We start from the raw sequence: 19,294 nt of genomic DNA, 5'->3' as shown, positions 1-19,294 counted from the left end.
TGATTTAATTCAAGATATAGGGCCGCATCCGCTGAGGATCGCGGCCCTTTCTTATGGCTCCCTGCCCTCCGCCGCCAGACTTGAATTCACATACTTAGTGTATTACATCGGCAATACGCCAAGTATGCGATATATGCTTTGAGAGGGAGACCCGACCCATGCTGCACAAGATGATAAAGACCTTCGCGCCGGTGGCCGCAATTGCGCTGAGCGCAGCGCTTGCCGGCTGCGGCGACTTCGACATGAAGATCAACGATAGCGAGGGCGTCCCGCTCGCTGAGCTCGACATGAGCGGTCCCGCGCCAGAAGAGTTGGCCGTGTCAGGGCCGGACACAATCATTCTCACGGAAGGCGACACGCTCACCATCACCATTGATGGCGATGCGGAAGACGCAGACCAGGTTCGCTTTCACAGAGACGGCAAGACACTCGGAGTATTTCGCGAAAGCGGAAACTGGAGCAAGGGTTCAGCCGTCACAGTCAACATCACTATGCCAGCGCCGCGAGAAATTGCTATTGGCGGTAGCGGGGATGTTGAAGCATCCACCATGGCACGTGAGGCTTCCATCGCGATTGGTGGCTCTGGCAGTGTGGCAGTCAAACAAATCGACGCCGAGTCGTTGGAAGTTGTAATTGGTGGTTCGGGCAGCGTTGCTGCGGCCGGAACTGCCGAATCGCTCGAAATGTCGATTGGCGGCAACGGCAATGGCGACTTTGCTGAGCTCAAGGTCGACGATGCCGAGATCAATATCGGCGGATCGGGCAATGTCAGCCTGCAATCTGACGGCAAGGTTGTTGCGAATATCGGCGGATCCGGGAATGTCGATGTGAAAGGCGATGCGACCTGCACGCTCAATTCCTTCGGCTCTGGATCCTTGACCTGCACATCGACCACCGAAACAACGACGACGGAGAAGGAAGTCGCCGCGAAATCCAAAGCTGCCGAAAGCAAGCAGGCAAAGCCCAGCAAGACCAAGCGCGTGGCGAAGAAGTCCACCTCGCGCAAGCCGCGCAAAGCTTAGGCTCGCAATCGACAGACCCGCTTCGAGCGCATCCGGTCGCATCCGGACTCGACAAATCACAGGCTGTGCGTGAGACTGCTCTCATGCGCAGCCTTTCTCTTTTGGTCTTGGTGCCGATCGCCCTCGTTCTCAACGGATGCATTGCCCGGACGGCGGCCAATGTTGTGACCGCGCCTGTAAAGGTCGTAAGCAAGGGCGCAGATCTCGCCACGACCAGCCAGTCAGAGGCAGATGAGAAGCGCGGGCGCGAAATCCGCAAGCGTGAAGAGCGGCTCGGCAAGCTTGAGCGGCGCTATGACAAGGAGCTTGAAGATTGCCGAGACGGAGACCGCAATGCCTGCGATGCGGCGAGCGATACCTATGCAGAGATGCAATTGCTTTTGCCGACTATCCCTACCGAACCCGACTAAGCCGCAGCCCGACGCAACCGATCATTGATCGCGCGTCCCACACCTTCGTCAGGAATAGGTGCGACCGCGATCCGGGGCGCTGCGCTGCGGGCCGCTTGATGCAGGCAGTCGTACAAGCGCGCGGCCGCTTCACCCAAGTCCCCAGAAGATGACAGCGAGCATTCGCCTTCGACTTCGCCAAAACCGATCATGAATTCTCCCGCTTCCGGTGCGAGTGCATTCAATCGTACAGGTTTGCCGGGCGCATAATGGCTGGCGAGTTGGCCTGGAGATTCAATCGACCCATCATGCATGCACGCGTCCGCAGAGCCTACTAGCTCTGCATTAATGCGAGATTTTAGCGCCACCACATCAATCGGACCGGGGCGAAGTTCTTCCAAACTGCCGTCATGACGCACAGCTAGAATCGTTGATTCCAAACCCTTTTCGCATGGGCCGCCATCGAGCGCACAATCAATCCGTCCATCGAGCGAAGCGAGCACATGCTCTGCATTCGTCGGGCTGATGAACCCGCTGCGATTGGCTGATGGCGCAGCCAAGGGAAAGTCGACCTGCTCCAGAAGTGCGCGCATCACCGGATGGGCAGGCGCGCGCACAGCCAGAGTTGGCAAGCCAGCCGATACCGCGGGTGCAAGCCCCGCGTCCTCACGCAATGGGAGAACAAGCGTCAGAGGCCCCGGCCATTCTTGCCCGGCGATTGATTTAGCGACCTCTGACAGCTCGGCATACTCGGCCGCTTGCGCCGCATCGCGCACATGAACAATCAGAGGGTTGAAGTCCGGCCGTCCCTTGGCAGCGTAGATCCTCGCAACAGCCTCCGCGCTGTCTGCCCTTGCCGCTAAGCCATAAACCGTTTCAGTAGGAACCGCGACAAGCCCGCCTCGTTCGAGAATTGCAGCCGCGCGCGCGATTCCCTGCGCGTCAGCGAGCAGCACTTCCGTAGCGTTCTTGCCGGACATAGCGGCGCGCTATAGGGGATGTTCAGAAATGCCAAGCGCTATTGCCCAAGCGCCATTGCCAAAAGGATAAAGACACGTGCTCGATTACACGCCGCCTACGCAGGACCAATTGCTCGCGATCCGCGTGAATGCCGGGATCGAAGAGCTCGCCGCGTCGGAGAAATTCGCTGCAGCTGAAGCTGATCTCGTCGAAGCGATCGTCGATGGTGTTGGCCAGTTTGCGGCAGGCGAGTTTGCACCGCTCAACCGGATTGGCGACTTGGAAGGCGCGAAACTGGAAAACGGCGTGGTTCGCTTGCCTGAAGGTTTTGCAGAAGCCTACGAAGCCTATATCGAGCAAGGCTGGAACGCGATTGCTTCGCCTGAGGAATTTGGCGGTCAGGGCATGCCCTTCACGCTGGCCTGCAACGTGCTGGAGAATCTGGGTTCGGCCAATATGGCGTTCACTTTGCTCCCGATGCTGAGCGTCGGCGCCATCGAAGCACTCGAGCATCACGGCTCGGATGCGCAAAAGTCGATGTATCTGCCCGATCTCGTCAGCGGGAAATGGTCTGGCACGATGAACCTGACAGAGCCGCAGGCGGGCAGCGATGTAGGCGCGCTTCGGGCGACCGCAACGCCGATCGAAGATGGCGAACATGCCGGCAAGTACCTGATCCAGGGCCAGAAGATCTATATCACCTGGGGTGAGCACGATCTGGCTGAGAACATAGTGCATCTGGTGCTCGCGCGCCTGCCTGACGCGCCCGAAGGATCGCGCGGCATCTCGCTCTTCATTGTGCCGAAATATCACGTAAACGCTGACGGCTCGCTAGGCCCTAAGAATGACGTGCGCTGCGTCAGCCTCGAGCACAAGCTCGGCATCAATGCTTCGCCAACTTGCGTGATGTCCTATGGCGACAATGGCGAGTGCGTGGGTGAGCTTGTGGGCGCAGAGAACCGCGGCCTCGCCGCGATGTTCACGATGATGAACAATGCGCGGATCAATGTGGGCAACCAAGGCGTGCAGATCGCTGAGCGCGCAACGCAGCAGGCAGTCTACTATGCCCGCGACCGCGTCCAGTCGGCGCGCGCCGGTTCGCCGGACAAAAACCCGGTCGCGATTATCGAACATGCCGATGTGCGCCGTATGTTGCTGCGCATGAAGGCGCTGACCGAAGGATCGCGGGCTCTGCTCTATTACTGCGCAGGCCAGGTCGATCGCGGCACGCTTGGTGATGAGAATGCAAAGGCACGCGGCGAAGTCCTCGTGCCGCTGATCAAAGCATGGGGCACCGATATCGGCATCGAAGTCGCTTCGCTCGGCATTCAAATCCATGGCGGTATGGGCTTTGTTGAGGAAACCGGCGCAGCACAGCATTGGCGGGATTCGCGTATCGCTCCGATTTACGAAGGCACGAATGGCATTCAGGCAGCCGACCTTGTGACGCGCAAGCTGGGGCTTGCGAATGGCGACGCCGTGCTGTCGCTGCTCAGCGAAATTGCTCGCGAATGTTCAGACGAACCAGCTCTTGTGGCCTTGGCGCAGGACTGCGCAGCGATTGCGGAATGGATGCGCGACGAAGCAAGCTTGGATGACAAACTCGCGGGTAGCGTGCCCTTCTGCACAATGATGGCTGTGGCAGTCGCAGCGTGGCAATTGACCAAGCAGGCACAGGCTGTTGCAAGCGGCGATGCACCTGCCTTGGCGCAGACAAAACCTGTTACAACGCGGTTCTTCCTCGACCGGATTGTTCCGGAGGCCAGCGGTCTGAAAGCTGGCGCGACGGGTGGTGCGGAACTGCTTTACGAGCTTCCGGCCAGCGCCTTCGCGTAAGGCATGAGCGACGGGAGGGACATGGCCGATCATTTGGCCCGGATCGCTGAGGCGCTGGAACGGATCTCACCGCCGCCACCTGCTGCGTTGGATTGGCGCAATGCGCCCGCTTATGTCTGGTCAGGAACTGAAGCGCGCGCGCTCGAAGAGATTGAAGCGCCGGCGCTTGAGCAGTTGCGCGGTATAGATCGACAAAAAGACGCTCTGCTCGAGAATTTGCGCAGACTTGCCTGGGGGCACGCCGCCCATGATGTACTGCTCTGGGGAGCGCGCGGCATGGGAAAATCAGCGCTCCTGCGTGCGAGCGTTCTGCAAATTCAGAATGAAGCACCGATGGCACTCGCACTGGTGCAGGTGACCGCTAACGCGCTGGATTCTTTACCGGAACTCTTCCGCAAGCTTGGCAAAGTGCGACGTCAATTCGTCATCTTTGTCGACGATCTGGGTTTCGCTGAAGACGATACAATCGGCCCGCGTCAGCTGCGCAGCTGGCTTGAAGGCGGAGTGGAAGCGCGGCCAGGCAATGCGCGGCTTGTCGTCACCTCAAATCGAAGAGCAATCCTTGCGCGGCAAGCGAGCGAGCAGCAAGGCGGCGATGATGACGGAGCGCTCAACCGCCGCGATGCGGTCGACGACAAACTTGCTCTGGCGGATCGCTTCGGAATGACACTAGGCTTCCACCCTTGCGGCAAGGAAACATTTGTCGAGATTGTCCGCGCTTACGCAGAACCGCTCGGGCTTGCATTTGAAGAGGCTGATGCACTGGAGTTTGCCATGCGCCGAGGGCAGCGGTCTGGCCGCTCAGCCTGGCACTATGTCGTCGAACTCGCCGGTAAGGCGGGCAAATCCGTCTGAGGTTTAGCCCGCAGAGACTTCAAAGTCGTCTTGCGCAACTTTTCAGGCCAGTTGCACCGCCCTTACTGCGCAGGCGTTTCGCGTGCGAAGTCCTCTTCATTAAACACGGCGCGCGGATCACCGCGTAGTTCTCGCTGAGCACGCAAAGATTCGCGTTTGATCGGCTTGATCGCTCCGGCAGGTTCGGCATCCGGATCGACCACACGCCAGATGATGCCAGCCGTATCGTCGCTCACGAGAAGCGAACCATCGCCGGCCCATTCGACCCACGTTGGCCGACCTTTCGTGGTCCCATCGTCATTCAGGAAACCGCTGAGGATCTCTACCGGCTTGCCTTCCGGATTGCCGCGATCATCAAACTCAACATAGACCACATTGTAGCCTGACGGCGGTTTGCGGTTCCACGAGCCGTGATTGGCCACGAATGCGCCGCTTGAGAACGCATCTCCCATCCGATGTCCTTCTGCATTGAAAACGAGGCCAAGCGCGGCAACATGTGGGCCCATCGCATATTCGGGCCTGCGCGCATATTCCATGAGATAGGCAGGCATCGGCGCTTCCACTCGCTCGTCAACGTTGCTGCGCCAATAGACCCAGGGCCAACCATATTGCGCGCCCACTGGCACATTGGTGAGGTAATCGGGCACGAGGTCTGAGCCCAACATGTCGCGCTCGTTGACAGTCGTCCAAAGCTCGCCCGACCACGGATTAAAGTCCATGCCATTGGGATTGCGCAATCCCACAGCGAACTGCCGCTGACGCCCTGTAGAGAGAGTATACTCCCAGATCATGGCGCGACCTTCTTCGACTTCCATACCTTGCTCGCCAATATTTGAAACCGAGCCAACCGCGACAAACAGGCGATCATCTTCCGGGTGCAGCTCGATATTGCGCATCCAGTGTCCACCACCTGGTGCCAGGTCCATAAGTTTGGTCGATTTTGACGTTATGACGTCATTCCCAAGCTCATAAGGGAATGAAATCAATGCGTTATGGTTGGCAAGATAAAGCGTATCATCTCGCCAGGCGATCCCGGAGGGAGAGTCCAGCCCCTCGACCAGCACCGATTGTGTTTCCGCAACGCCGTCGCCATCGCTGTCGCGCAAAAGCATGATCTGGTTAGCTGAGTCGCCCTTTGCACCCGCCTTTGTCATCAGCCAATCCGCAACCCAGGCGACAAGACCGCCGTCGTCTTCGGATTTGGGCGAGCGGGTCAAAGCGACCAATATATCGCCATTGGGCAGGGCATGGATCACACGCGGATGGTCGAGCCCTTCAGCAAATCGCTGCACGGCAAGGCCTTCCGCCGGGACGGGCGCATCGCCTTCGGCCCAGCCCACGGGCTCAGCGATCTGAACCGTCGGGATGGCTTCCGCGTTCGGCTCCTGCAGGGTCGGATCGGTGCCGGTGACCTCTTCCAAAGCGAGATCTGCCGTATCGCCTCGTGTGAGGAAGAACAGCACACCTCCAATAAGCAGGATAAGCGCCAGAAGGGTGAGCAGAATTTTGCTAGTGCGTGTCATATCTTTGGTGATAAGCGACGCCTGCCTATGCGGCAATGCCCTTCGCGTTCGAAATCAATGACGTGATGTCTTGGCGGATGAAGCCGGTGCCCCTAAGTGAGCGACATGTACGATTTCCAACTCGACCCCGCTTTGCCTGCCGAAGAGCGCTATCGTGATCTGACTGAAATGGCGCTCGCGCTGACTGAGGGTGAAGACGATGCGATTGCCAATATGGCGAATATTGCAGCGCTGATCTGGGAGACCGTTCCATACCTCAATTGGGCGGGGTTTTACCGAGTCACAGAGAAGGATGGCGCGCATGAGCTCGTACTTGGACCGTTTATTGGCCGTCCAGCCTGTATTCGCATCGCGTGGGGCTCAGGTGTTTGTGGTACTGCGGCGGAAAGCGGCGCGACACAACGCATTGAAGACGTTCACGCCTTTCCCGGACATATTGCGTGCGACGCAGCCAGCCGAAGCGAATTGGTGGTGCCAATCATGAGGAATGGTGAAGTTTTCGCCGTGCTCGATCTGGATTCACCGGAGCCAGCGCGTTTCAAGCCAGAAGATGCAGTGGGTTTTGAGGTTCTAATCGATGCCGTTTCAGCAAGAATTGGCGGATAATTCGCAAAAGTAGCGCCGCGCAACTTGCTTGGTCAGAATCAGATATCTCCGCCGGTAAGCCTCTGACAAATAAGGTCTAACTGGTCGAGTGTGCGGTACTTGATCGTCACGGCACCACTCGTAGGACTGCCATCGGTATTGATCCTGACAGTCATGCCGAGAAAATCTTCCAGATGGGTCTGCACGGCTGCAATATCGGCGTCTTTCTCGCTCGTAACCTTGCTCGGGCGTTTGGCAGATTTGGTCTCGATCGGACCTTTGACCAGCCGTTCGACTTCGCGCACGGACAATCCGTTAGCCACGACCCGCTTGGCGAGGTCAACCGCACCGTCATAGCCGATCATCGCCCGCGCATGACCCATGGAGAGCTTTCCACCCTCTACCATCTCAAGCACGCCTTCCGGCAAGCTCAAAAGGCGCATCAGGTTCGCGACGTGACTGCGTGATTTCTCCACCATTTTCGCGATATCGGCCTGCGTCATGTCCTGCTTGTCTGCAAGCTTCTGATAGGCGCGCGCCTCTTCGACGGGGCCGAGATCTTCACGTTGAAGATTTTCGATGAGGGCCAGGGCCATTGTGTCCGTGTCATCGAGATCACGCACAAGTGCAGGAATTTCATGCAGACGCGCTTTCTGCGCAGCGCGCCAGCGGCGCTCGCCGGCAATGAGTTGATATTTCCCATTCCCGCGCGGACGCACAATGATGGGCTGGATTACTCCGCGCGTCGCAATCGAACTTGCGAGCTCTTCCAATGCCTCTTCATTGAAGTGCTGGCGCGGCTGACCGGGCAGTGGCTCGATCGAGGATATCGCCAGTTGAGCCAAGCCGTTTGCGATGTAATTACCTGAATTATCGCCGATTTTCCCGTGAGAAACCTCATTTGTGAGCGTTAGCGGCTCTTCCTTGCGCGTTTCACCCAAAAGCGCCCCCAGACCCTTGCCCAGCTTGCGTTTGCGATCCGCCGGACTACGCGGCGGCACAGTTAGTGGCGGAGTTTTGCTCGAGGAATCGGACTTGTCACTCATGCCGCTTTCCTTTCTTCCGGCAGACGCCCGATCAATTCGCGCGCCAAGGCCATATAGGCTCGGCTCCCCGCGCATCCATGGTCGTAGATGAGCGCTGGCAAACCATGGCTGGGTGCTTCCGAAAGCCGGACATTGCGCGGGATAACCGTCTCGAACACAAGATCGCCCAAGCATTCGCGCACATCCTCCGCAACCTGATCTGTTAGACGATTACGGCGATCAAACATGGTGAGGCTCACCCCGACAATACCGAGCGACGGGTTGAACATCTGTTGTACCCGCTCAACGGTCTGTAGAAGCTGACTAAGGCCCTCCAGCGCGAAGAATTCGCATTGTAGCGGAACAAGCAGCGTGTCGGCTGCACACAGCGCATTGAGCGTCAAAAGCCCCAAGGAAGGCGGACAGTCGATAAAGCACACATCATGGCCGCGATGCTGTGCGAGAGCCTTCCGCAGCCTTTCGGTTCGCTCATCGACTGAAACGAGCTCAACCTCTGCGCCGCTCAGATCGACGGTAGCAGGAACAATATCCAGGCCCGGGATCGTCGAAGGCACCACTGTCTCTGCAAGAGGTACATCATCAACAAGAAGATCATAGCTGGACAAGGTGCGCGCGGCGGCAGGGACACCCATCCCTGTCGAGGCATTGCCTTGGGGATCCAGATCGATCAGCAGGGTTCTCCAGCCCGTGGCCGCCATAGCAGTCGCGATATTCATGGCTGTGGTGGTCTTACCCACCCCGCCCTTTTGATTGGCTATCGCGATTGTAATCATGCCCGATCCTCGACTGCTGGTCGGGTGAAAATGGTGGATTAGCCACCCTGCCCGACGATGATGCCCGCTTCTGCGTCAGTGATCGATTGTTCCACGTGAAACAGCGCGCGACGCTTTTTCGGAAGCTTATCGCATTCTTGCGCGGCAGAACGCCCTTTGGGCAAGAGATAAGTGGTCGCTCTTGTGGAAAATGGGGCGGATAAACTGAGGAGTTTCGTTAGGGGCGCGAATGCGCGGGCGGAAATTACTGCGGCTTCGAAGGGTTCAACCAGTTCTAATCGCTTACCCTCAACGCGGACCTTCTTGAGAGAAAGGGCCTCACAGACACGCTCAAGGAATTCGACGCGTCTTGCTCGCGATTCCACCAGAACAACGCGCATTTCCGGGCGTAGGGCCGCAATCACAAGACCGGGAAATCCCGCACCGGTACCGAGATCCAGCCACGGTCCCGATGTTTCACGTGAAACAAATCCGAGCAATTGCGCGCTGTCGGCCATATGGCGCAGCCAGAGCGAATCCTCACTCTTTCGCGAGATCAGGTTTTGTTTGCGGTTTTCCTCAAGAAGTAGCGCGGCAAACGTCTCCAACCGCTCCATCGCGCCCTCATCGCCCCATTGAGCGCAATACTGGCGAGCTTCTTCCTCCGTCGTCAAAGGCGATTCGCGCCTCAAGCCTAGGCCGCCTGCTCGACAGCGCCATTGCGACGCTTTGCATGGACGAGCAGCGCGGAAAGCGCGGCGGGCGTAATGCCTGAGATACGACCTGCAGCAGCAAGTGTTTCTGGTTGAGCGGCGGACAGTCTCTCAACCATCTCGTTGGAAAGGCCGGGGACCTCACCGAAGGGAAAATCACCCCCTAGCGCCAATCCCTCGCTCGCACGCAGATCGCGCAACTCCGCTTCCTGACGAGCAAGATAAGGCGCATAAGCGGCATCCTCAGCCATCTCCTCAGCTAGAGCGTCCTCAGGGTCGAACGCACCATCAAGCAGTGCCGCCAGATCCGCCAAACTCACGCCATCATGCCGCAGCCATTCGGAAACCGGTTTATCGCCGGTGTCGCGACGAACCGGCAGACCTGCATCGGAAAGTGATTTCGCGTTCAAGCTAACGTCGAACTGCGTCTGAAGTGTTTCACGTGAGACCTCGCGGCGCGCAAACCACTCGGCCCGTTCTTGAGCGACACAACCCGCATCAATCCCAAGCGGTGTCAGGCGCGTGCTGGCATTATTCGCTCTCAGCCGAAGCCGGTATTCCGCCCGCGAAGTCAGCATACGGTAGGGCTCGGAAACTCCCTGCAAAGTGAGATCGTCGATCATGACCGCCATGTAGGAGTTTGCGCGATCCAAAGCCGGTGGTGCTTTATCGAGGAGCTTGGCTGCCGCATTGAGGCCGGCAACCAACCCTTGCGCCGCCGCCTCCTCATATCCGGTAGTGCCGTTAATCTGCCCTGCGCAATACAGGCCGGGGATCGCTTTCAATTGCAAGTCGCTGGTCAATGCACGCGGATCGACGTGATCATACTCGACCGCATAGCCGGGTACTTCCATGGCGACCTGCCCCAGCCCGGGCATAGCGCGAAGCATATCCAGCTGTACATCCACCGGAAGCGATGTGCTGATCCCGTTCGGGTAAACCAGATGCGTGTTGAGCCCCTCAGGCTCGAGGAAGACCTGATGACCATCGCGATCCCCGAAACGATGGATTTTGTCTTCGATCGAAGGGCAATAGCGCGGTCCAGCCGCATCGATCGCTCCGGTGAAGAGCGGAGAACGGTGGAGGTTCGCGCGAATGGCATCATGCGCGGCTTCAGTTGTCCTGGTAATGGCACAGAACACTTGCGGGTTCGCGCGGCTCTCCGTCAGCGGAGACATCGTCCAACTCTCGCCATCGGAAGGCTGTTCGTCGAGCGAGGCCCAGTCGATGGTTCGGCCATCCAGACGTGGCGGGGTTCCGGTTTTAAGCCTTGCCATGGGCAGATCCGCACCACGAAGCTGTTCACCCAAGCGATGGGCGGCGTTCTCACCGATGCGACCACCTTCGAACCGCTCTTCGCCGCGGAACAGCGTTCCGCCGAGAAATGTGCCGGTACAGAGGATGACAGCCGGGGCCTCCAACATCGTTCCATCTGCAAGCTCTAATCCTGACACTCGGTCACCTTCGAGACGTAGCGCCGCTGCCTCGCCTTGGATCAATGTCAGATTGGCTTGAGCCCGGACGATCTTCTGAACAGCCGCTTTGAACAGTACCCGGTCCGCCTGAACGCGAGGACCCCAAACTGCACTGCCCTTTGAGCGGTTAAGCATCCGATAGTGGACCGCGCCAGCATCAGCCGCGCGACCAATCACACCATCCAGCGCATCGACTTCACGAACCAGATGGCCCTTACCCAGTCCACCAATAGCCGGATTGCAGCTCATCGCCCCTATGGCTTCGAGATCAAAGCTAACCAGCCCCGTGTGCGCGCCCATCCGCGCCGCGGCGCAAGCCGCTTCGACACCGGCGTGACCGCCGCCGACAACCAGGACATCAAAGCTCTGCATGATCGTGGCTCAAATAGTCTTGCAACGCCGCAGCGTCAAAGGGGATTCTCGGGTCAGGGCGCCAAAACGCGCAGATGTTTCACGTGGAACATCACTTCCCGATGCAAAATCGTCCAAACAAGGCGTCGAGCATGTCCTCCGTCGTTGCACGGCCGATCAATCGGTCAAACGCTACTCGCACAGCGCGCAGCCCCTCCCCCAGGATGAGCAAGTCCTTGCGATCCTGAATGTCGGTCAAAGCGGCATACGCTTCAGCAATGAGGTCATGTTGACGCGCGTTAAGCGCCGCTTCGCCCGGCTTGGGCATCGAATTGCCGGCCAGCGCGATCAGGTCGTCCTTGAGATCGCCAAGCCCTTCACCGGTTACCGCTGACACTCTGTGGCGAGCATCAGCTTTGGACAGATGTTCGGGTCGATCGATCTGAGCCGCAATCTCCCATGCGCCTGCTGGCCCCTGGCCCTCATCACCCAGCCATAACACTACGTCCGCCCGCGCTGTTGCCGCGCGAGCGCGTTCCACACCAATCACTTCAATGGTATCATCGTCAACCTCGCGCAATCCGGCTGTATCAACGAAAGTGAACGGTATACCAGCGAGAGACACTGAACGTTCAATCACATCGCGCGTGGTGCCGGCAATCGGTGAGGTTATAGCCGCCTCACTATCCACCAAGGCATTGAAAAGAGTGGACTTCCCTGCATTTGGTGGTCCTGCGAGGATCGCGCGAAACCCCTCCCCCAGACGCTCTGCGCGTGGACGCTCCAACCAATCCTGTAGTTCACTTGCCAAGTCCAACAAGCGCACCGCGAAATCAGCCGGCATATCGCTCGAATCTTCCTCATCCGAGAAATCGAGCACCCCTTCCACTTCTGCGGACAGGGCCAATGCGCGATCGCGCCAACCCTCCACGACACGCGAGAAACTCCCTTCCGCCATTGTGAGTGCAGACCGCCGTTGCAGCTCGGTTTCTGCTGCCAAAAGGTCAGCCAATCCCTCAGCCTCAGCCAGATCCATCCGCCCATTGGCAAAAGCGCGGCGTGTGAATTCGCCTGGCTCGGCTTTGCGCAAGCCGTCCACAGCCCCGAGAGCCTCTTCAACCGCAGCAATGACCGCCCTGCCCCCGTGGCAATGCAATTCTGCAAGGTCTTCGCCGGTGGCTGTGCCCGGCCCGGGAAACCAAAGGACCAGCGCTTCATCGAGCAAAGCACCATCACCATCACACAAACGCGCCAAACTGGCTTTGCGAGGGTCGACAGCGCGGCCAGTTAGGGCCTCTAACGCCACCCCCGCCTCAGGCCCGCTGATCCGAATAATGCCGATCGCTGCTGGAGGCATGCCGCTCGAAAGCGCGAAAATCGTATCATTCATAAGAAGTTAGCCCAGTTAGCTGCTGACGGGTTGACGTCAGTCCTTCTTCTTGGCCGCCCCGGAAGCCGCAGCCGCGCCTGCTTTCATCGAGCCTTCGACAAAGTTCTGGAAGAGCTTCATCCCGACTTGGCCCATCGGCGCGAGCTGTTGCGCAAATTCCTGCAACTGGTCAGGGCTCGTCACGCCCTTCATCGCCTTGGTCATCGTGTCGACATAGACGCTGTTCGCTTTGGACACGTCCGGCAGCCCCATGAACGCCCGCGCCTCTTCCGGCGTACAATCAATCTCTACATGGACCTTCATCGCGCTTTCTCCGTTATCCCATCAAATGCAGGCTTCTCATGGCTGTCTGGCTTTGGCAAAGCCTGCATGCAAGAAATAAGCGCAAATCGCGTGCAACTCAAAGGAGCAACCTCCCCCATGTCGAACACTGAAACGGTCTCCATCGCGACGCTTGATGGCGAAGCGTCCTTCAACGCTTATGTTGCCCGCCCTGAAGGCGCTCCCAAAGCCGCAATCATTGTGATCCAGGAGATTTTCGGCGTGAACCCTGGCATTCGCAAGAAGTGCGAAGATTGGGCAAGCCAGGGCTATCTCGCAGTTGCGCCAGATCTGTTCTTCCGCATGAAACCGGGACTTGAGCTTGATCCTGATGTCGAAGCGGAATTCAATGAAGCCCTTGAATATTTTGGGAAATATGATCCTGATGACGGGGTAAAGGACATCGCAGCTACGATCGACTGGATCCGGGATGCAGGCGAAACCGCCAAAGTCGGTTGCGTCGGATACTGTCTTGGCGGCAGGCTCGCTTACATGGCAGCGGCACGCACCGATGTGGATGCATCGGTTGGCTACTACGGCGTGATGATCGACCAGATGCTGGACGAGAAAGACGCAATCGCAAACCCGCTATTGCTGCATATCCCGACCGCTGACCACTTTGTCGGACCTGAAGCGCAAGCTGCCATGCATGCTGGCCTCGACGGTCACGAGAAAGTCACGCTGTACGATTATGAAGGGCTCGATCACGGATTTGCTGCCGAAATGGGCAATCGCCGGAACGAAAAAGGTGCACAATTGGCTGACGGGCGAACCAGTGCATTCTTCGCCGAGCATCTGGGTTGAGGATTACACGCGAAGTCGTGGGGGTGAGAGACCCCTCGCCTCACCGGAAATGTAGGGGGAATACAAATGAGCGCTCAGAAAGGGCTCGCCAATTGGCACCGTGTTATTGAAGCAGGCAGCAAGCCTGAAGACCTGGCCGAGATCATTGCCGAAGATGCGGTGTTTCACTCGCCCGTCGTGCACACCCCGCAAGTCGGACGCGCGATCACTGTCGCTTATCTGGCGGCAGCGGGACAAACGCTCGACAACGACACTTTCCACTATGAACGCGAGATTGTGGACGGAAACAACCTCGTACTTGAGTTCAAGACTGAAATGGAAGGCATTCAGGTCAATGGGATTGACATGATCACGTTTGACGAAGACGGAACCATCAAGGATTTCAAAGTGATGGTGAGGCCGCTTCAAGCCGTCAACAAAGTCTGGGAAATGATGGGTCGGCAGCTTGAAAAGCAAAAAGCAGGATAGGCTCAGGCCGCTTTGTTGCTCTCGTTCTTGAGGAAAGATTCGAAGCTCGAAAGGATCGTCTTTGCATCCGCGTGATGGCCGAGCAAACTTGTGATTTCACGCCGTGCGGAAGCAATATCCTTCACAGCAAGACGCTTCATCGCCCAGTTTTCAAACTGCCGCTCTGAGATCACGCGTCGATTTAATACTCTCAAGCTGTGATGGCGGCCATCCCGCTCAAGCGACCGCAATAGCTTGTCCAATTCTTCCTTTGACCCTTCGATCGCCTGGAAGAATCGTCCTCTGACAAATGTCAGGATACCGGTGATCCCGCGATCCTTGTTCCGCTTGGAAGCCTGCGCGATGATATCGAACACATCACCGCCATGCACATCGGGCGATGCAATGCTGGTGTAGATGATCTGTTCCAAGCTGGTGCTCATTGTCGCTAACCCATGCGCGATCTCACGATCTGGATCGCTCGCGATTAACTAACCGCCCTGCCCTAAAGATTCCCTAAATGCGGGATAGACAGTCACCTAGGCATCTGGAGCCATCGGGACGCAAAACCCTACCTTACGAGACCGCAAGACAGGGCTTTGCATCAAGATCGAAAGAGGCCCGACCTTTACTGGTTCATCGTTTCGAAGAAGTCTTCGTTGGTCTTGGAATCCTTCATCTTGTCGAGCAGGAATTCCATGGAATCGACCGTGCCCATCTGCATGAGGATACGGCGCAGGACCCACATCTTGGACAGCTTGTCCTTCTCGACCAGCAGTTCTTCCTTGCGTGTGCCAGACTTGCCGACATCCAGTGCCGGGAAGATCCGCTTGTCGGCCACCTTGCGGTCGAGCACGATTTCCGAGTTACCTGTGCCTTTGAATTCCTCGAAGATTACTTCGTCCATCCGGCTACCGGTATCGATCAGCGCGGTTGCAATGATGGAAAGCGAACCACCTTCCTCAATGTTACGCGCTGCACCGAAGAAGCGCTTCGGACGTTGCAGAGCGTTGGCATCGACACCACCGGTCAGCACCTTGCCAGAGCTCGGCACGACCGTGTTGTAGGCGCGGCCCAAGCGCGTAATGGAGTCGAGCAGGATCACGACATCCTTCTTGTGCTCGACCAGACGCTTGGCCTTTTCAATAACCATTTCAGCAACTTGTACGTGGCGCTGGGCAGGCTCATCGAATGTCGAAGAAATCACTTCGCCATTCACAGAACGCTGCATATCGGTGACTTCTTCCGGACGCTCGTCGACTAGTAGGACCAGAAGGAACACTTCCGGATGGTTGTCCGTGATCGCCTTCGCGATATTTTGCAGGAGAACCGTTTTACCCGTGCGCGGCGGCGCAACGATCAGAGCGCGCTGGCCCTTACCTTGCGGTGAAATGATATCGATCACACGCGCCGACTTGTCCTTCACCGTCGGATCAACCGTATCGAGATTGAGCTTCTCCTCAGGATAAAGCGGCGTGAGGTTGTCGAAGTTCGTGCGCATGCGGACCTGCGACGGATCTTCGAAGTTGACCGTCGTGAGGCCGGTAAGTGCGAAATAGCGCTCGCCTTCCTTGGGTGCGCGGATTTCGCCCTCGACCGTATCGCCTGTGCGCAGGCCCCATTTGCGGATCTGGTTGGGCGAGACGTAAATATCGTCCGGGCCGGCGAGATAGTTCGCTTCAGGCGAGCGAAGAAAACCAAAGCCATCCTGCAGCACTTCAATCGTGCCGATACCCATGATCTTCTCTTCATATTCTTCATCTTCAGCGAGCTCGCGAAGGATGCTGAACAGCAAGTCCTGGCGGCGCATGGTCGATGCGCTTTCAACGCCGAGTTCTTCGGCCATCTGAACGAGTTCGGCCGGTGCTTTGAGTTTCAAGTCTTTGAGATGCATGTGTTTATTCAGTCCAAGAGGATTAGTGATTGGCCGACAGGTCAGTGCCTCGGATATGAGGACCAGGGCTTGGAGAAAGCAGACCTTGCTTCGCGTTTTGCCGCGTCAGCAATGCCGGTTTGGAAGTGTGCGAAATACTGGGCGCGAACCCCTGCGTCAACTCGGTTTCCGATTAGCTGAGCCTATGCGCCGATTAAAACGGCTTCACGATCGCAAGAATGACGATCAGGACCAGCAGCAGCCCAGGTATCTCGCCAAACAGACGCAGCTGTTTCTCGCTTAAAGGCCGCTCGCCGCGCGCATTCTTCTTCACTTGCGCGACCAGGAACCCGTGAAAGCCTGTCAGAAGCACGACGAGCAGCAATTTGGCATGAAGCCACCCCAACCCCGCGCCGCCGCTGAACAACCCGATCTGATAGGCCATGAGAAGCCCTGCGATCCATACGATGATCATACTGGGGGTGAGGATGATCTTGCGTAGCAGACCCATCCGCTTGATCCACAAGGCTTGCTCGTCAGAGCCTGCAGAAGCTGCGTGCACATAAATCAGTTGGCGCGGCAGCATGAAGAGCCCTGCCAGCCAGAACACCATGAAAATGATGTGCGCTGCTTTAAACCAGAGATAGGTCACTGCGATAACATCCTGCATCACCGAAAGTATCTAGGAAGCCTGAGGTCCTTCGTCACCCCCTGCCCGCCTACGTATATCCTCACTAGGAGCCGCGCACCGCTTCAACCAGCTGCTCAACATGCTCGATCGGTGTGAACTGGCCAATGCCATGGCCCAGATTGAAGACATGCGGACGGTCGGCAAAGGCATCGAGAATGAACCGGATACGATCCTTCAAAGGCTCGCCGCCTGCCATCAGCATCAGCGGATCAAGATTGCCTTGAACCGGCATGCCTTGCGGCACTTCGCGATTGGCCCAGACCGGATCGACAGTTTCATCAAGACCCAGCGCGTCCACCCCCGTTTCATGCGCATAGGCGGCGAGCTTCGCGCCTGCACCCTTCGGAAAGCCAATCACTGGCGTATCGGGGTGCGACTGCTTGATCGCTGCTGTGATCGCTGAGTTGGGCGCTATGACCCATTTGTCGAACTGATCGGGTGCAAGGCTCCCTGCCCAGCTGTCGAACAATTGCACGGCTTCTGCGCCCGCATCAATTTGTCCGCGCAGATAAGTGACAGACACTTCCACAATCGCATCGACGATTGCCTGAAAACGGCCGGGATCGGTGTACGCAAGCTCGCGTGTTGCATGCTGATCGCGGCTACCCTCGCCGTTCACCATGTACGTCGCGACTGTCCACGGGCTGCCAGCAAAGCCCAGCATCGTGACAGTGTTATCGAGCGCTGCACGGCACAGACGCACGGTTTCGTAGATCGGCTCGAAACGCTCATATTGCGACGTGAAGCTCGACAGTTCTGCTTCGAGCAAAGGCGGCGACAGTCTGGGCCCTTCGCCTACGAGGAATTCCAACCCCTGCCCCATCGCATGCGGGACAATCAGGATATCGGAGAACAGGATCGCGCCATCAAAACCAAACCGGCGCAATGGCTGCAAGGTAATCTCGCACGCCGCTTCGCTGTCATAGACGAGATCGAGGAACCCACCTTTCTCTGCCCGAAGCTTGCGATATTCCGGCAGATAGCGCCCGGCCTGACGCATGAGCCACATGGGCGCCTTGTCCTGGCGCTGACCGTTTAACGTATCGAGTAATGCACCAGGCATGCGTGTATCCAATCAATAAAATAATATATTTATATAAAGGATTATGGTGTTTGTTGGCCCTGTGGAAAGCGGGAATTCCCACCCCCTGCCCGATTTTCCCAGCGATGAACAGAGCCGAACTTGACCGCGAATCGCGGGATGGCGTGAGTCGAGTCAAATTTATCCGCGCTATCCCCAGCCTGTCGAGAAACCGGCCTACATGTTGGCAAGCAAGCGCACGCAAATGCTGAAAGCGCGCATGAAATTCATCCCCGAACTTGTCGGCAGGCTTCTCCCGTGGTTTATGCCACTGGGTTTCCACAGCCGCATGGACCTCTGAACCGCTCATCCAAACGGATCGCCAAAAAGCCTTATGAACACCATGCATCTTCATCTGGTCTCCGATTCTACCGGTGAGACATTGGAGATGATTGCCAAGGCGGCACTCGCGCAGTTCGATAATCCTGAAGTCACGCGGCACTTCTGGCCGATGGTGCGCAGCCGTCAACACCTCGACAGGATTGTCCCCGATCTTGCGGGAAATCCCGGCCTTGTCCTGTTCACTCTGGTAAACCCTGAGACCCGCGCGCGGCTCGAAGAGCATTGCCGTCAGCTTGCCCTGCCTGCGGTTCCGGTGCTTGACGCGGTGACGGCAGCGCTGGAATCGCAATTGGGCGAAGAAGCGCATGGCAAGCCCGGCCGTCAGCACTTGATGGACGAAGCTTATTTCAAGCGTGTCGAAGCGATCCAGTTCACTATCGCGCATGATGATGGCGTGGGATGGGAAAATTGGGAGCAAGCCGATATCGTGCTTGCCGGCGTATCGCGCAGCTCGAAGACGCCGACCAGCATCTATCTCGCCAATCGCGGCTACAAGACAGCCAACATTCCGATCGTGATCGAAAGCCCGCCACCCAAGGCGCTGTTCGGTTTGCGCAACCCTCTGGTGGTCGGGCTGACTACTGCGCCAGAGCGGCTGGTGCAGATCCGCCGCAACCGCCTGCTCTCATTGAATGAAGGCACGGAAACCTCCTACGTCGACAATGAGCGTGTGCACCAGGAAGTGCAGTATGCACGCCGCATGTTTGCGGACAATGGCTGGCCGGTGATCGATGTAACGCGCCGCTCGATCGAGGAAAGCGCGGCTGCGATCATCCGCCTGGCACAGGAACGCACACGCCGCGATCAACCGGTCGATGGCACGGCAAAGCCGATCTGA

Annotated in this window: 20 protein-coding genes; 8 read left to right on the top strand and 12 right to left on the bottom strand. The window is 57.8% G+C overall.

Features of this window, described 5'->3' with window-relative positions; genetic code table 11:
- Positions 1–158: 158 nt before the first annotated feature.
- Positions 159–1,022, top strand: a complete 864-nt coding sequence (locus HUO12_RS10980) for a head GIN domain-containing protein (protein ID WP_176273641.1) — start codon at positions 159–161, stop codon at positions 1,020–1,022.
- 83 nt (positions 1,023–1,105) lie between these two features.
- Positions 1,106–1,432, top strand: coding sequence for a hypothetical protein (locus HUO12_RS10975; RefSeq protein WP_176274425.1), 327 nt, complete (start codon positions 1,106–1,108; stop codon positions 1,430–1,432).
- Here the strand turns inward: HUO12_RS10975 and HUO12_RS10970 are convergent.
- The gene (locus HUO12_RS10970) at positions 1,429–2,391 is read right to left on the bottom strand and encodes an L-threonylcarbamoyladenylate synthase (protein WP_176273640.1); all 963 of its coding nucleotides are present in this window, start codon (positions 2,389–2,391) and stop codon (positions 1,429–1,431) included. The genes HUO12_RS10975 and HUO12_RS10970 overlap by 4 nt on opposite strands.
- Positions 2,392–2,467: 76 nt before the next feature.
- Between HUO12_RS10970 and HUO12_RS10965 the strand changes: the two genes are divergently transcribed.
- Together HUO12_RS10965 and HUO12_RS10960 are read left to right on the top strand one after the other, a co-directional pair.
- Positions 2,468–4,207, top strand: coding sequence for an acyl-CoA dehydrogenase (locus HUO12_RS10965; RefSeq protein WP_176273639.1), 1,740 nt, complete (start codon positions 2,468–2,470; stop codon positions 4,205–4,207).
- A 3-nt stretch (positions 4,208–4,210) separates the two neighbouring features.
- Positions 4,211–5,062, top strand: coding sequence for a DUF815 domain-containing protein (locus tag HUO12_RS10960; RefSeq protein ID WP_232367378.1), 852 nt, complete (start codon positions 4,211–4,213; stop codon positions 5,060–5,062).
- Between the two features lie 62 nt (positions 5,063–5,124).
- On the opposite strand, the gene HUO12_RS10955 is transcribed toward HUO12_RS10960, so the two are convergent.
- Entirely contained in the window at positions 5,125–6,585 is a 1,461-nt protein-coding gene (locus HUO12_RS10955; protein WP_176273638.1) for a PQQ-dependent sugar dehydrogenase, read from the bottom strand.
- Between the two features lie 105 nt (positions 6,586–6,690).
- Here HUO12_RS10955 and HUO12_RS10950 point away from each other — a divergent pair, with 105 nt between their 5' ends.
- Positions 6,691–7,191, top strand: a complete 501-nt coding sequence (locus HUO12_RS10950; RefSeq protein WP_176273637.1) for a GAF domain-containing protein — start codon at positions 6,691–6,693, stop codon at positions 7,189–7,191.
- Positions 7,192–7,229: 38 nt separating this feature from the next.
- Here the strand turns inward: HUO12_RS10950 and HUO12_RS10945 are convergent, their stop codons facing one another.
- The 6 genes from HUO12_RS10945 to HUO12_RS10920 form a co-directional block, all read right to left on the bottom strand.
- A complete protein-coding gene (locus tag HUO12_RS10945) occupies positions 7,230–8,216 on the bottom strand; it encodes a ParB/RepB/Spo0J family partition protein (RefSeq protein ID WP_176273636.1) in 987 nt (328 codons plus the stop codon).
- Positions 8,213–8,989: a ParA family protein gene (locus HUO12_RS10940; RefSeq protein WP_176273635.1), complete on the bottom strand. Its 777-nt coding sequence runs from the start codon at positions 8,987–8,989 to the stop codon at positions 8,213–8,215. Before HUO12_RS10940 ends, HUO12_RS10945 begins: the two co-directional genes overlap by 4 nt.
- Before the next feature lie 38 nt (positions 8,990–9,027).
- Positions 9,028–9,585: a 16S rRNA (guanine(527)-N(7))-methyltransferase RsmG gene (rsmG, locus tag HUO12_RS10935; protein WP_176274423.1), complete on the bottom strand. Its 558-nt coding sequence runs from the start codon at positions 9,583–9,585 to the stop codon at positions 9,028–9,030.
- A 77-nt stretch (positions 9,586–9,662) separates the two neighbouring features.
- Positions 9,663–11,528: a tRNA uridine-5-carboxymethylaminomethyl(34) synthesis enzyme MnmG gene (mnmG, locus tag HUO12_RS10930; RefSeq protein ID WP_176273634.1), complete on the bottom strand. Its 1,866-nt coding sequence runs from the start codon at positions 11,526–11,528 to the stop codon at positions 9,663–9,665.
- 91 nt (positions 11,529–11,619) lie between these two features.
- Complete coding sequence (gene mnmE / locus HUO12_RS10925; protein WP_176273633.1) at positions 11,620–12,897, bottom strand: tRNA uridine-5-carboxymethylaminomethyl(34) synthesis GTPase MnmE; 1,278 nt, start codon at positions 12,895–12,897, stop codon at positions 11,620–11,622.
- Between the two features lie 36 nt (positions 12,898–12,933).
- Positions 12,934–13,200, bottom strand: coding sequence for a DUF6489 family protein (locus tag HUO12_RS10920; protein WP_176273632.1), 267 nt, complete (start codon positions 13,198–13,200; stop codon positions 12,934–12,936).
- Between the two features lie 117 nt (positions 13,201–13,317).
- On the opposite strand from HUO12_RS10920, the gene HUO12_RS10915 reads away from it, so the two are divergent.
- On the top strand, positions 13,318–14,022 hold the full coding sequence (locus tag HUO12_RS10915; protein ID WP_176273631.1) for a dienelactone hydrolase family protein: 705 nt from the start codon (positions 13,318–13,320) through the stop codon (positions 14,020–14,022).
- A gap of 66 nt (positions 14,023–14,088) precedes the next feature.
- Positions 14,089–14,490, top strand: coding sequence for a nuclear transport factor 2 family protein (locus HUO12_RS10910; RefSeq protein WP_176273630.1), 402 nt, complete (start codon positions 14,089–14,091; stop codon positions 14,488–14,490).
- Between the two features lie 2 nt (positions 14,491–14,492).
- Here the strand turns inward: HUO12_RS10910 and HUO12_RS10905 are convergent, their stop codons facing one another.
- The 4 genes from HUO12_RS10905 to hemE form a co-directional block, all read right to left on the bottom strand.
- A complete protein-coding gene (locus HUO12_RS10905; protein ID WP_176273629.1) occupies positions 14,493–14,912 on the bottom strand; it encodes a BLUF domain-containing protein in 420 nt (139 codons plus the stop codon).
- Between the two features lie 185 nt (positions 14,913–15,097).
- Positions 15,098–16,363, bottom strand: coding sequence for a transcription termination factor Rho (rho, locus tag HUO12_RS10900; protein WP_176273628.1), 1,266 nt, complete (start codon positions 16,361–16,363; stop codon positions 15,098–15,100).
- Between the two features lie 193 nt (positions 16,364–16,556).
- Entirely contained in the window at positions 16,557–17,012 is a 456-nt protein-coding gene (locus HUO12_RS10895) for a CopD family protein (protein WP_176273627.1), read from the bottom strand.
- 64 nt (positions 17,013–17,076) lie between these two features.
- A complete protein-coding gene (gene hemE, locus HUO12_RS10890; protein ID WP_176273626.1) occupies positions 17,077–18,096 on the bottom strand; it encodes a uroporphyrinogen decarboxylase in 1,020 nt (339 codons plus the stop codon).
- Positions 18,097–18,448: 352 nt separating this feature from the next.
- Here hemE and HUO12_RS10885 point away from each other — a divergent pair, with 352 nt between their 5' ends.
- Entirely contained in the window at positions 18,449–19,294 is an 846-nt protein-coding gene (locus tag HUO12_RS10885) for a pyruvate, water dikinase regulatory protein (protein WP_176273625.1), read from the top strand.

Origin of the sequence: Altererythrobacter lutimaris (assembly GCF_013371495.1) — a bacterium.
In the GTDB taxonomy this organism is placed as follows: Bacteria; Pseudomonadota; Alphaproteobacteria; order Sphingomonadales; family Sphingomonadaceae; genus Erythrobacter; species Erythrobacter lutimaris_A.
Note: the sequence above shows the minus strand (reverse complement) of the source record. Positions and strands in the feature narration are given on the sequence as shown.

Coding starts and splice junctions, on each gene's coding strand:
- HUO12_RS10975 (WP_176274425.1), top strand. CDS start 1,106: ATGCGCAGCCTTTCTCTTTTGGTCTTGGTGCCGATCGCCCTCGTTCTC.
- HUO12_RS10895 (WP_176273627.1), bottom strand. CDS start 17,012: ATGCAGGATGTTATCGCAGTGACCTATCTCTGGTTTAAAGCAGCGCAC.
- HUO12_RS10970 (WP_176273640.1), bottom strand. CDS start 2,391: ATGTCCGGCAAGAACGCTACGGAAGTGCTGCTCGCTGACGCGCAGGGA.
- HUO12_RS10915 (WP_176273631.1), top strand. CDS start 13,318: ATGTCGAACACTGAAACGGTCTCCATCGCGACGCTTGATGGCGAAGCG.
- HUO12_RS10980 (WP_176273641.1), top strand. CDS start 159: ATGCTGCACAAGATGATAAAGACCTTCGCGCCGGTGGCCGCAATTGCG.
- HUO12_RS10910 (WP_176273630.1), top strand. CDS start 14,089: ATGAGCGCTCAGAAAGGGCTCGCCAATTGGCACCGTGTTATTGAAGCA.
- HUO12_RS10905 (WP_176273629.1), bottom strand. CDS start 14,912: ATGAGCACCAGCTTGGAACAGATCATCTACACCAGCATTGCATCGCCC.
- HUO12_RS10960 (WP_232367378.1), top strand. CDS start 4,211: ATGAGCGACGGGAGGGACATGGCCGATCATTTGGCCCGGATCGCTGAG.
- HUO12_RS10950 (WP_176273637.1), top strand. CDS start 6,691: ATGTACGATTTCCAACTCGACCCCGCTTTGCCTGCCGAAGAGCGCTAT.
- mnmE (WP_176273633.1), bottom strand. CDS start 12,897: ATGAATGATACGATTTTCGCGCTTTCGAGCGGCATGCCTCCAGCAGCG.
- HUO12_RS10940 (WP_176273635.1), bottom strand. CDS start 8,989: ATGATTACAATCGCGATAGCCAATCAAAAGGGCGGGGTGGGTAAGACC.
- HUO12_RS10920 (WP_176273632.1), bottom strand. CDS start 13,200: ATGAAGGTCCATGTAGAGATTGATTGTACGCCGGAAGAGGCGCGGGCG.
- rho (WP_176273628.1), bottom strand. CDS start 16,363: ATGCATCTCAAAGACTTGAAACTCAAAGCACCGGCCGAACTCGTTCAG.
- HUO12_RS10885 (WP_176273625.1), top strand. CDS start 18,449: ATGAACACCATGCATCTTCATCTGGTCTCCGATTCTACCGGTGAGACA.
- mnmG (WP_176273634.1), bottom strand. CDS start 11,528: ATGCAGAGCTTTGATGTCCTGGTTGTCGGCGGCGGTCACGCCGGTGTC.
- rsmG (WP_176274423.1), bottom strand. CDS start 9,585: ATGGAGCGGTTGGAGACGTTTGCCGCGCTACTTCTTGAGGAAAACCGC.
- HUO12_RS10955 (WP_176273638.1), bottom strand. CDS start 6,585: ATGACACGCACTAGCAAAATTCTGCTCACCCTTCTGGCGCTTATCCTG.
- HUO12_RS10945 (WP_176273636.1), bottom strand. CDS start 8,216: ATGAGTGACAAGTCCGATTCCTCGAGCAAAACTCCGCCACTAACTGTG.
- hemE (WP_176273626.1), bottom strand. CDS start 18,096: ATGCCTGGTGCATTACTCGATACGTTAAACGGTCAGCGCCAGGACAAG.